Source organism: Modicisalibacter sp. 'Wilcox' (assembly GCF_010993675.1).
Taxonomy (GTDB): domain Bacteria; phylum Pseudomonadota; class Gammaproteobacteria; order Pseudomonadales; family Halomonadaceae; genus Modicisalibacter; species Modicisalibacter tunisiensis.
On the sequence record NZ_WNXF01000011.1, the window covers coordinates 14,504 to 26,312 of the forward strand.

General features: G+C 66.9%; 7 protein-coding genes. 6 read left to right on the forward strand and 1 reads right to left on the reverse strand.

The annotated features are described in order from the left end of the window. The first annotated feature begins 300 nt into the window (after positions 1 to 300). The 6 genes from gltB to eno all read left to right on the forward strand — a co-directional run bounded on the left by gltB (position 301) and on the right by eno (position 10,914). Positions 301 to 4,752 (forward strand): glutamate synthase large subunit, encoded by a 4,452-nt coding sequence (gene gltB, locus G7A98_RS11055; RefSeq protein ID WP_163649736.1) that lies wholly within the window; start codon positions 301 to 303, stop codon positions 4,750 to 4,752. Positions 4,753 to 4,790: 38 nt separating this feature from the next. Beyond that, positions 4,791 to 6,209: an FAD-dependent oxidoreductase gene (locus G7A98_RS11060; protein WP_163649737.1), complete on the forward strand. Its 1,419-nt coding sequence runs from the start codon at positions 4,791 to 4,793 to the stop codon at positions 6,207 to 6,209. Between the two features lie 141 nt (positions 6,210 to 6,350). Then, entirely contained in the window at positions 6,351 to 6,899 is a 549-nt protein-coding gene (locus tag G7A98_RS11065; RefSeq protein WP_163649738.1) for a cupin domain-containing protein, read from the forward strand. A 124-nt stretch (positions 6,900 to 7,023) separates the two neighbouring features. Next, positions 7,024 to 8,679 carry a CTP synthase gene (locus G7A98_RS11070; protein ID WP_163649739.1) on the forward strand — a complete coding sequence of 552 codons (1,656 nt, stop codon included), beginning with the start codon at positions 7,024 to 7,026 and terminating at the stop codon, positions 8,677 to 8,679. A gap of 7 nt (positions 8,680 to 8,686) precedes the next feature. Then, a complete protein-coding gene (gene kdsA / locus G7A98_RS11075) occupies positions 8,687 to 9,541 on the forward strand; it encodes a 3-deoxy-8-phosphooctulonate synthase (protein WP_163649740.1) in 855 nt (284 codons plus the stop codon). A 77-nt stretch (positions 9,542 to 9,618) separates the two neighbouring features. After that, complete coding sequence (gene eno / locus G7A98_RS11080) at positions 9,619 to 10,914, forward strand: phosphopyruvate hydratase (RefSeq protein WP_163649741.1); 1,296 nt, start codon at positions 9,619 to 9,621, stop codon at positions 10,912 to 10,914. A 488-nt stretch (positions 10,915 to 11,402) separates the two neighbouring features. Here the strand turns inward: eno and fdxA are convergent, their stop codons facing one another. Beyond that, on the reverse strand, positions 11,403 to 11,726 hold the full coding sequence (gene fdxA / locus G7A98_RS11085; RefSeq protein ID WP_163649742.1) for a ferredoxin FdxA: 324 nt from the start codon (positions 11,724 to 11,726) through the stop codon (positions 11,403 to 11,405). Positions 11,727 to 11,809: the final 83 nt, after the last annotated feature.

Sequence of the window (11,809 nt, forward strand, 5' to 3'; positions counted from 1 at the left end):
GAAGATTGTCGACAGAACGGCTGGCAGCGAGGCGCGCCAGAGTTTTCGGGATTCGATTCTAAGCCTTTGACAGGGCTGGGGTTTTTTCGAAGCTGTGCGCTAAGGTCGCGTTTTTTCGGCGGTTTATGGGTGCGGAATGTCGGTGCGAGAATTGCGCCGGCAGGCGAGAGTGGCTATTCTGGTCGGCCTTTTCACGTCAGAAAGCGGCCCGTTTAGCGGGCCAAATAACAAGAAAATAACTTTTAAAAATATCATGCTTTCTGGATGGACACAAGATCTGGATTACTGCGAGGCACGCCCATGATGAGAGGTCTCCACCAGCCTGGCGAATTCCGCGACAACTGTGGCTTCGGCCTGATTGCGCACATGGAGGGCCAGGCCAGCCACGACCTGCTGAAAACCGCCATCGAGTCGTTGACGTGCATGACGCACCGCGGCGGCATCGCCGCCGATGGCAAGACCGGCGACGGCTGCGGCCTGCTGTTCAAGATGCCGGTCGACTTCATGCGCGCCCTGGCGCGGGATTCGCTGGGGGTCGAGCTCGGCGCGCGCTTCGCCGTGGGCTGCGTCTTCCTGCCCGACGACGATGATCGCGAGATGCGGGCTCGCGAGACGCTGGAAGCCGAACTCGGCAAGCGCCATGTCCGCGTGCGCGGCTGGCGCGACGTGCCGGTCGACCCCGAAGTCTGCGGCCCGATGGCGCGGGAGTGTCTGCCGCGCATCCGCCAGATCTTCGTCGAGCCCAGCGACGACCGCCTCGATCAGGCCTTCAACGTCGACCTGTTCATGGCCCGCCGCCTGGCCGAGGAAGCCCTGCGCGACGAGGAGGACTTCTATGTCTGCTCGCTGTCGTCGAAGGTGGTGTCCTACAAGGGGCTGATGATGCCCGTGGACCTGCCGACCTTCTATCACGACCTCGGCGACGAGCGCCTGGAGACCTCGATCTGCGTCTTTCACCAGCGCTTCTCCACCAATACCGCGCCGCGCTGGCCGCTGGCCCAGCCGTTCCGCTTCCTCGCCCACAACGGCGAGATCAATACCATCGAGGCCAACCGCGGCTGGGCCAACTCGCGCAAGGAAAACTTCGTCAGCGAGCTGCTGCCCGACATCACCGAGCTCGACGAGATCGTCAACACCGTGGGTTCCGATTCCTCGAGCATGGACAACATGCTCGAGGTGCTGCTCACCGGCGGCATGGATCTGTACAACGCCATCCGCATGATGGTGCCGCCGGCCTGGCAGAACGTCGAGACCATGGACGGCGAGCTGCGCGCCTTCTACGAATACAACTCCATGCACATGGAGCCGTGGGACGGCCCGGCCGGCCTGGTGATGACCGACGGTCGCCACGCGGTGTGCATGCTCGACCGCAACGGCCTGCGCCCGGCGCGCTGGGTGATCACCGACAACGGCTACATCACCCTGTCCTCCGAGATCGGCGTGCATGACTATGCCCCGGAGAGCGTCGTGGCCAAGGGCCGCGTGGGCCCCGGCCAGGTGCTCGGCATCGACACCGAGACCGGCGAGGTGCTGCACACCCCCGACGTCGACAGCCGCCTCAAGTCCGCCTACCCCTACAAGCGCTGGCTCAAGGAGCACGCCCACTACCTGGAGTCCGCACTCACCGAGCTGGCGCGCTTCCAGCCCTTCGACCGCGACGTCCTGAACGTCCACCAGAAGATGTTCCAGGTCACCTTCGAGGAGCGTGACCAGCTGCTGCGCCCGCTCGCCGAGAGTGGCCAGGAGGCGGTCGGGTCGATGGGCGACGACACGCCGATGGCGGTGCTGTCGCGCCAGAGCCGGTTGCTCACCGACCACTTCCGGCAGAAGTTCGCCCAGGTCACCAATCCGCCGATCGACCCGCTGCGCGAGGCGATCGTGATGTCGCTGGAGACCTGCATCGGTGCCGAGCTCAACGTATTCGAGGCGACGCCCGAGCATGCCAACCGCATCATCCTGACCACGCCGGTCCTGTCGCCGCGCAAGTTCACCGCGCTGGTGACCCAGGAGGACCCGGCCTTCCGCAGCCAGACGCTGCCGCTGTCCTACGACCCAGAGCAGGCGACCCTCAAGCAGGCGCTGCTGGCGCTGTGCGAACAGGCCGAGCGGGCGGTGCGCGAGGGTGTCGTGCTGCTGGTACTCTCCGACGCCGAGCTGGAGAAGGGCAAGCTGCCGATCCATGCGGCGCTGGCCACCGGAGCGGTGCATCATCACCTGGGCCGCCTGGCGCTGCGCCCGCGGGTCAACCTGGTCGTCGAGACCGGCTACGCCCGCGACGCTCACCAGATGGCGGTGCTGTTCGGGGTCGGTGCCACGGCGATCTATCCCTACCTGGCCTACCAGGTGATGGCCGACATGCACCGCAGCGGCGAGCTCACCGGCAACCCGGCGGACACCCGCGAGAACTATCGCAAGGGGCTGCAGAAGGGGCTCTACAAGATCCTCTCCAAGATGGGCATCTCGACGCTGGCCTCCTATCGCGGCTCGCAGCTGTTCGAGGCGGTGGGGCTGTCCTCCGAGATCATGGACCTGTGCTTCCCGGGCATGATGTCACGCATCGAGGGCACCGGCTTCGCCGAGCTGCAGCTCCAGCAGGAGCTGCTGGCCCGTGACGCCTGGATCCCGCGCAAGGGCATCCATCAGGGCGGGCTGGTCAAGTACGTCCACAACCACGAGTACCACGCCTACAACCCGGACATCGTTAAGGCGCTGCAGGAGGCGGTTCAGCAGGGCGACTACGCCAAGTGGAAGACGTTCGCGGCGCTGGTCAACGAGCGCCCGGTGGCGACCATCCGCGATCTCCTGACCCTCAAGCCGGCCCCCGAGCCGCTGCCGCTCGACGACATCGAGCCGGTCGAGGACCTGCTGCCGCGCTTCGACAGCGCCGGCATGAGTCTCGGCGCGCTGAGTCCGGAGGCCCACGAGGCGCTGGCCCAGGCGATGAACGAGACCGGCGGGCGCTCCAACTCCGGCGAGGGCGGCGAGGATCCGGCGCGCTACGGCACCATCCGCTCGTCGAAGATCAAGCAGATCGCCTCCGGGCGCTTTGGCGTCACGCCGGCCTATCTGGTCAACGCCGAGGTGCTGCAGATCAAGGTCGCCCAGGGCGCCAAGCCCGGCGAGGGCGGCCAGCTGCCCGGCGGCAAGGTCAACGAGCTGATCGCCCGGCTGCGCTACTCGGTGCCCGGCGTGACGCTGATCTCGCCGCCGCCGCACCACGACATCTACTCGATCGAGGACCTGGCGCAGCTGATCTTCGATCTCAAGCAGGTCAACCCGGACGCCCAGGTGTCGGTGAAGCTGGTCTCCGAGCCGGGCATCGGCACCATCGCCACCGGCGTGGCCAAGGCCTATGCCGACCTGATCACCGTCTCCGGCTATGACGGCGGCACCGCGGCCAGCCCGCTGACCTCGATCAAGCACGCCGGCTCGCCCTGGGAGCTGGGCCTGCCCGAGGTGCATCAGGCGCTGCGCATCAACGGCCTGCGCGACAAGATTCGCCTGCAGACCGACGGCGGCCTGAAGACCGGCCTCGACGTCATCAAGGCGGCGATCCTCGGCGCCGAGAGCTTCGGCTTCGGCACCGCGCCGATGGTCGCGCTGGGCTGCAAGTATCTGCGCATCTGTCACCTCAACAACTGCGCGACCGGCGTCGCCACCCAGCACCAGTATCTGCGCGACGAGCATTTCCGTGGCACTGTCGACATGGTCAAGCACTACTTCCGCTTCATCGCCGAGGAAGTGCGCGAGCTGATGGCCATGCTGGGCGTGAGCCGGCTCACCGACCTGATCGGCCGCACCGACCTGCTCGAGATCCTCGAGGGCGAGACCGCCGCGCAGCGCAAGCTCGACCTGACGCCGCTGCTGACCAACGACTTCGTGCCCGCCGAGGCGCCGCAGTTCTGTCAGGTCAGCCGCAACGTGCCGCACGATCCCGGTGCCAAGAACCAGGAGGTACTGGAGACGCTGATGCCGGCGATCGAGGCGCGCTCCGGCGGCGAGTTCGACTTCACCATCACCAACTGCGACCGCAGCGTGGGCGCCCGCGCCTCCGGCGAGATCGCCAAGCGCTACGGCGAGGCCGGCCTCGAGGAGGCGCCGGTCGTCGCCCGCTTCACCGGCGTGGCGGGGCAGAGCTTCGGGGTGTGGAACGCCCGCGGCCTGCACCTCTACCTGGAGGGGGATGCCAACGACTATGTCGGCAAGGGCATGAACGGCGGCAAGGTGGTGATCGTTCCGCCCCGCGCCAGCCGCTTCAAGTCCCACGAGACGGCGATCATCGGCAACACCTGCCTGTACGGCGCCACCGGCGGCAAGCTGTTCGCCGCGGGCACCGCGGGCGAACGCCTCGCGGTGCGCAACTCCGGCGTGCATGCCGTGGTCGAGGGGGCCGGCGATCACTGCTGCGAGTACATGACCGGCGGCCTGGTCGCCGTGCTCGGCGAGACCGGGGTCAACTTCGGTGCGGGCATGACCGGCGGCTTCGCCTACGTGCTCGACCAGGACCGCACCTTCGTCGACAAGTACAACCATGAGCTGGTGGAGATTCACCGCATCAATACCGAAGCCATGGAGGCCTACCGGCGCCACCTGCGCGAGGTGATCGAGGAGTATGTCGCCGAGACCGGCTCCGCCCGCGGTCGCGAGATTCTCGACGACTTCTCCGAGTTCATCCGCCATTTCTGGCTGGTCAAGCCCAAGGCGGCAAGCCTCAACGGCCTGCTCGCCGAATCCCGCCGGCGGCCCGAGTAGCGTGAGCTGCTCCATCGAATAGGAGAGGAGAGACGACCATGGCAAACCGTCTGAACAACGACTTCCAGTTCATCGATGTCGGCCGTCAGGATCCGCAGAAGAAGGATGCGCGCAAGCGGGCCCGGGAATTCGCCGAGATCTACGAGCCGTTCAAGCCCAGCGAGGCGGCCAGCCAGGCGCATCGCTGCCTGCACTGCGGCAACCCGTACTGCGAGTGGAAGTGCCCGGTCCACAACTACATTCCCAACTGGCTGAAGCTGGTCAACGAGGGCAACATCCTCGAGGCCGCCGAGCTCTCGCACCGGACCAACACCCTGCCCGAGGTGTGTGGCCGGGTGTGCCCGCAGGATCGCCTGTGCGAGGGCGACTGCACCCTCAACGACGGCTTCGGCGCGGTGACCATCGGCTCGGTGGAGAAGTACATCACCGACACCGCCTTCGCCATGGGCTGGCGCCCGGACATGTCCAAGGTGGCCTGGACCGACAAGCGCGTGGCGGTGATCGGCGCCGGCCCGGCGGGGCTGGGCTGCGCCGACATCCTGGTGCGCAACGGCGTCAAGCCGGTGGTCTACGACCGCTACCCGGAGATCGGCGGCCTGCTGACCTTCGGCATTCCCGAGTTCAAGCTCGAGAAGCACGTCATGGAGCGCCGCCGCGCGGTGTTCGAGGAGATGGGCGTCGAGTTCCGCCTGAACACCGAGATCGGCAGGGACGTCGCCATCGACGACCTGCTCGCGCAGTACGATGCGGTGTTCATGGGCATGGGCACCTACAAGTACATGCAGGGCGGCTTCCCCGGCGAGGACCTGCCGGGTGTCTACAAGGCGCTCGACTACCTGGTGGCCAACGTCAACCACTGCCTGGGCTTCGAGACGGACCCCGCCGACTACGTGTCGATGGAGGGCCGCCGCGTGGTGGTGCTGGGCGGCGGCGACACCGCCATGGACTGCAACCGCACGGCGATCCGCCAGGGCGCCACCGGCGTGACCTGCGCCTACCGTCGCGACGAGGAGAACATGCCCGGTTCCAAGCGCGAGGTGGCCAACGCCCGCGAGGAGGGCGTGGACTTCCTGTTCAACCGCCAGCCGGTGGCGGTGGTCGGCGAGGAGCGGGTCGAGGGCGTCAAGCTGGTGCGCACCCGCCTCGGCGAGCCCGACGAGAACGGCCGCCAGCGCCCCGAGGTGGTGCCCGGCTCCGAGGAGGTGCTGGCCTGCGACGCGGTGATCATCGCCTTCGGCTTCCAGCCCAGCGACATCCCCTGGTTCGCCGAGCAGGGCATCGAGATCGACGAGCGCGGCCGGGTGACCGCGCCCGAGCGCGGCCGCTTCGCCTTCCAGACCAGCAACGAGAAGGTCTTCGCCGGTGGCGACATGGTGCGTGGCTCCGACCTGGTGGTCACCGCCATCCACGAGGGGCGTCAGGCCGCCGAGGGCATCCTCGACTACCTCGGCGTGTAACGCCGGCGCGCGCCGCCCGCCCTCCACGCCGCCCCCGTCCCGACGGGGGCGGCGTCGTCATGGGCCCGGAATCGCCGGCTTGGGGGTGGTCGTCGCCCCGGCATACACTGACCGGGGCGACGATCACAGGAGGCCGGCGACATGGACGACACACTGGGAGCCCTGGGACTGGAGATTCCCGACTGCCTTCACTTCGCGGATGACGGCGCGATTCCCAACAGCCGTCTGGCCACGCTGGTGTTTCGCGCCCACCGCGTCCCTCGCTCGGAGGGTGGCGATCGCGAACGGCTGGCGGCCCGCTTCGGTGCGCGCTTCGCCGCCAGCGGCTGGCCCGCCAGCTGGCGCGGCGAGGTGTTTGACTATCACCATTACCATTCCACCGCGCACGAGGCGTTCGGGGTGCTCTCCGGCTGGGGGCTGCTGCGCTTGGGCGGCGAGGCGGGACGTGACGTCGAGGTGCGTCGCGGCGACGTGCTGGTGCTGCCCGCCGGCACCGGGCACTGCCAGCGCGACGCCAGCGAGGACTTCCTGCTGCTGGCCGCCTATCCCGAGGACCAGCCGACGCTCGACCTGATCGGTGCCGACCCGGCCCGGCACGACGCCGCGGTGGCGCGCATCGCCGAGGTGTCGCAACCGGCTCGCGACCCGCTGGGCGGCGAGATGGCGCGCTGGTGGCCTGCCCCGGAGTGATCGCCGGGGAGGGCGTGGCGGGTCGCGTGGGCAAATTGAGCGCGCCGGGCGAATCTGCTATTCTGGCGTCCCATCCGGGCCTCGTCCCTCCAGGCCATACTGATCACGTTTCAACAGGTTCTCCATGACACGATATATCTTCGTGACCGGCGGCGTTGTGTCCTCACTCGGCAAGGGCATCGCGTCGGCCTCGCTGGCGGCGATTCTCGAGGCGCGTGGCCTCAAGGCCACCATGCTCAAGCTGGATCCGTACATCAACGTCGATCCGGGCACCATGAGCCCGTTCCAGCACGGCGAGGTGTTCGTCACCGAAGACGGCGCGGAGACCGATCTCGACCTGGGCCATTACGAGCGCTTCATCCGCACCAAGATGACCCAGGGCAACAACTTCACCACCGGCCGGGTCTACGAGCACGTGCTGCGCAAGGAGCGCCGCGGCGACTATCTGGGTGGCACGGTGCAGGTGATTCCGCACATCACCGACGAGATCAAGCGCCGCGTCTACGAGGGCGGCAAGGACTTCGACGTGGCACTGGTGGAGATCGGCGGCACGGTGGGCGACATCGAGTCGCTGCCGTTCCTCGAGTCGATTCGCCAGATTCGCAGCGAAGTCGGTGCCAACCGCGCGCTATTCATGCACCTGACGCTGGTGCCCTACATCAAGACCGCCGGCGAGACCAAGACCAAGCCGACCCAGCATAGCGTCAAGGAGCTGCGCTCGATCGGCATCCAGCCGGACATCCTGATCTGCCGCAGCGAGGTCGAGCTCGAGGAGAGCGAGCGGCGCAAGATCGCGCTGTTCACCAACGTCGAGGAGCGCGCCGTGGTGCCGCTGCAGGATGCCGACACCATCTATCGCATCCCGCTGATGCTCCACGAGCACGGTCTCGACGAGATCGTCTGCGACAAGCTGCGTCTCGAGGCCGGTCCCGCCGATCTGGCCGAGTGGATCCACGTGCTCGACGCCAAGCTCAATCCGCTCAAGTCGATCAACATCGCCATGGTCGGCAAGTACATGGAGCTGCTCGACGCCTACAAGTCGCTCAACGAGGCGCTGATCCACGCCGGCATCCAGACCCGCATCAAGGTCAACATCGACTATATCGATTCCGAGGACATCGAGCGCCACGGTACCGAACGTCTGGCCGGCAAGGACGCGATCCTGGTGCCCGGTGGCTTCGGCGAGCGCGGCGTGGAAGGCAAGATCGCCACCGCCCGCTATGCCCGCGAGAACGGTGTGCCGTACCTCGGCATCTGTCTGGGCATGCAGGTGGCGGTGATCGAGTTCGCCCGCCACGTGGCCGGCTGGGACGACGCCAACTCCACCGAGTTCACCCACGATACGCGGCACCCGGTGGTCGGCCTGATCACCGAATGGGTCAACGCCGAGGGCAGGATCGAGCTGCGCGACGAGGCCTCCGATCTCGGCGGGACCATGCGCCTGGGCGGCCAGGTCTGCCATCTTCAGGCCGGCTCGAAGGCTCGCGAGGCCTACGGCATGGATGCGATCACCGAGCGCCATCGTCACCGCTTCGAGGTCAACAACCAGTTCGTCGAGCAGCTCGAACAGGCCGGGCTGGTGGTGTCCGGCAAGAGCGTCGACAACTCCCTGGTGGAGATGATCGAGCTGCCGGAACACCCGTGGTTCGTGGCCTGCCAGTTCCATCCGGAGTTCACCTCCACGCCGCGCGACGGCCACCCGCTGTTCACCGGCTTCGTCAACGCCGCGCTGGAGCAGAAGACCAAGCGCCAGCGCGCCCAGTCCCCGACCCAGGATTGAAGCGCCGATGTCCGACATCACGCCGAAGACCCTCGAATTTGCCGGCCTCAGGGCCGGCAATTCGTTGCCGCTGATGCTGTTCGGCGGCATGAACGTGCTGGAATCCCGCGAGCTGGCCCTCGAGGTCGCCGAAACCTATGTCGACGTGACCCGCCGGCTGGGCATGCCCTACGTCTTCAAGGCCAGTTTCGACAAGGCCAATCGCAGCTCGATCCACTCCTTTCGCGGTCCCGGGCTGGAAACCGGCCTTGCGTGGCTGGCCGAGATCAAGGCACGTTTCGGCGTGCCGGTGATTACCGACGTCCATGAGCCCTGGCAGGCCGAGCCGGCGGCCGAGGTTGCCGACGTCATCCAGCTGCCGGCCTTTCTGGCCCGCCAGACTGACCTGGTGGTGGCGATGGCGCGCACCGGCGCGGTGATCAATATCAAGAAGCCGCAGTTCCTGGCCCCGCACGAGATGCGCCACATCATCAACAAGTGCCGCGAGGCCGGCAACGATCGGGTGATTCTCTGCGAGCGTGGCTCGAGCTTCGGCTACAACAATCTGGTGGTCGACATGCTGGGCTTCGGTGACATGAAGCAGACCGGCCATCCGGTGTTCTTCGACGTCACTCACTCCCTGCAGCGACCCGGCGGTCGCGCCGACAGCGCCGACGGGCGTCGTGCCCAGGTCGCCGAGCTGGCGCGTGCCGGGGTCGCCGTGGGGCTGGCCGGGCTGTTCCTCGAGGCCCACCCCGATCCCGACAACGCCAAGTGCGACGGGCCCTGTGCATTGCCGCTCGACCGGCTCGAGCCCTTCCTCGCTCAGCTCAAGGCGCTCGATGAGCTGGTCAAGGGATTCGCGCCGCTGTCGATCGACTGAACCGCCTGCCGCGCGACAGGTCACCATCGCGGAGCCGTGAAACCGCTACTCTCAACGCTGACAAAGGACGATTCACGATGAGCAAGATTGTCGATATCCAGGCCCTCGAGGTCCTCGACTCCCGGGGTAACCCGACAGTGCAGGCCGAGGTGACGCTCGACGATGGCGCCCACGGCGTGGCCTGTGCCCCGAGCGGGGCCTCCACCGGCTCCCGCGAGGCCCTGGAGCTGCGTGACGGTGACAAGAGCCGCTACCTGGGCAAGGGCGTGCTCAAGGCGGTCGAGGCGGTCAACGGCCGCATCCGCGAGGCGCTCATCGGCATGGACGCGAGCGACCAGCGGGCGCTGGACAACGCCATGCTCGAGCTCGACGGCACCGACAACAAGGCGAACCTCGGTGCCAATGCCATCCTCGCCGTGTCACTGGCCGCGGCCCGCGCCGCGGCGGTGGACAAGGGCGTGCCGCTGTACGCGCACATCGCCGAGCTCTACGGCCAGCCGGGGCAGTACCTGATGCCGGTGCCGATGATGAATATCCTCAACGGCGGCGAGCATGCCGACAACAACGTCGACATCCAGGAGTTCATGATCCAGCCGGTGGGCGCGCCGAACTTCCGCGAGGCGCTGCGCATGGGCGCCGAGGTCTTCCATGCGCTGAAGAAGGTGCTCGCGGGTCGCGGCCTGTCCACCGCGGTAGGCGACGAAGGCGGCTTCGCGCCCAACCTGGCGTCCAACGCCGAGGCCCTGGCGGTGATCAAGGAGGCCGTCGAGCAGGCCGGTTATACCCTGGGCAAGGACATCACCCTGGCGCTCGACTGTGCCTCCAGCGAGTTCTATCAGGACGGCCAGTACAACCTGGCGGGCGAGGGCAAGTCCTACGACGCCGCCGGCTTCGCCGACTACCTGGCCGGGCTGTGCGACGATTACCCGATCGTCTCCATCGAGGACGGCATGGACGAGTCCGACTGGGACGGCTGGAAGGCGCTGACCGAGAAGCTCGGCGACAAGGTGCAGCTGGTCGGCGACGACCTCTTCGTCACCAACACGCGCATTCTCAAACGCGGTATCGACGAGCAGATCGGCAATTCCATCCTGATCAAGTTCAACCAGATCGGCTCGCTCTCCGAGACGCTCGACGCCATCCGCATGGCCCAGGACGCCGGTTTCACCGCGGTGATCTCGCATCGCAGCGGCGAGACCGAGGACACCACCATCGCCGACCTGGCAGTGGCGACCTCCGCCGGCCAGATCAAGACCGGCTCGCTGTGCCGCAGCGACCGTGTCGCCAAGTACAACCGCCTGCTGGTGATCGAGCAGCAGCTCGGTGACAAGGCCCGCTACCCCGGCCTCAAGGCCATCAAGGGCCAGGGCTGAACGCTCCATCAGGTCTCACCGCGCCGCCGGCCAGCCGGCGGCGCTTCCCGCCTGTCAGTCCTTATCCATGTCGCGTGTAAGCGATCTCCTACACGGCCTGTCCGCCGGGGTGGGCAATGTCGCATGCCCACGGACCTTGTGTGATTTAACTTATTGTTCTTAAGGCTTATTCCGTCCGGATTGCGGTTCATTCGCGCTGCCGCCGTCCGCTACCCCGGTTGTGGCAATCCTGCGATGCGGCAAAATGTCCGAGGGATACGGGAAAGCGAACTCGGTTCGCGAAGGCAGGACGCCGCGGGATACGGTGGAATGCCATGGGATGCACAACGGTCCGTCGCGCCTGGCAGGACGCCATGCGGGGCAGGGAAGGGGCCGAGGGAAGCGGGCAGAGGATGTTGCCCGAAAGGGATTGTTTCGGGATCAGGCGGCCAGCGGCCGCCTTTTTTCGTTGCCTGTCCGCCCCGAGGCGGGCCCGGGGCGGGAACCGATCAGCGCTCGAGAAGCGGCTTCTTGCCGGGCTTGCCGTCCCAGTCGGTCGCGTCGGCCGGCGGATCTTTCTTCTCGGTGATGTTGGGCCACTCCTCGGCGAGTTCGGCGTTGAGCGCGATGAACTCCTGCTGGTCGTCGGGCAGTTCATCCTCGGAGTAGATGGCCTCGGCCGGGCACTCCGGCTCGCACAGTGCACAGTCGATGCATTCGTCGGGGTGGATCACCAGAAAGTTCGGCCCTTCGTAGAAGCAGTCGACCGGACAGACCTCGACGCAGTCGGTGTATTTGCACTTGATGCAGTTTTCGGTGACGACGAATGTCATGGTGTCTCCCTCGGATCATGGCGGGTCGGAGGCGACCGACATGTCCGGTACAGTCGGTCATGGCTGGTTATAAATGACGGGGC

Bases quoted from the DNA above. Each gene is read 5' to 3' on its own strand.
- G7A98_RS11060 (WP_163649737.1), top strand. From the start codon at position 4,791: ATGGCAAACCGTCTGAACAACGACTTCCAGTTCATCGATGTCGGCCGT.
- G7A98_RS11070 (WP_163649739.1), top strand. From the start codon at position 7,024: ATGACACGATATATCTTCGTGACCGGCGGCGTTGTGTCCTCACTCGGC.
- G7A98_RS11065 (WP_163649738.1), top strand. From the start codon at position 6,351: ATGGACGACACACTGGGAGCCCTGGGACTGGAGATTCCCGACTGCCTT.
- eno (WP_163649741.1), top strand. From the start codon at position 9,619: ATGAGCAAGATTGTCGATATCCAGGCCCTCGAGGTCCTCGACTCCCGG.
- fdxA (WP_163649742.1), bottom strand. From the start codon at position 11,726: ATGACATTCGTCGTCACCGAAAACTGCATCAAGTGCAAATACACCGAC.
- kdsA (WP_163649740.1), top strand. From the start codon at position 8,687: ATGTCCGACATCACGCCGAAGACCCTCGAATTTGCCGGCCTCAGGGCC.
- gltB (WP_163649736.1), top strand. From the start codon at position 301: ATGATGAGAGGTCTCCACCAGCCTGGCGAATTCCGCGACAACTGTGGC.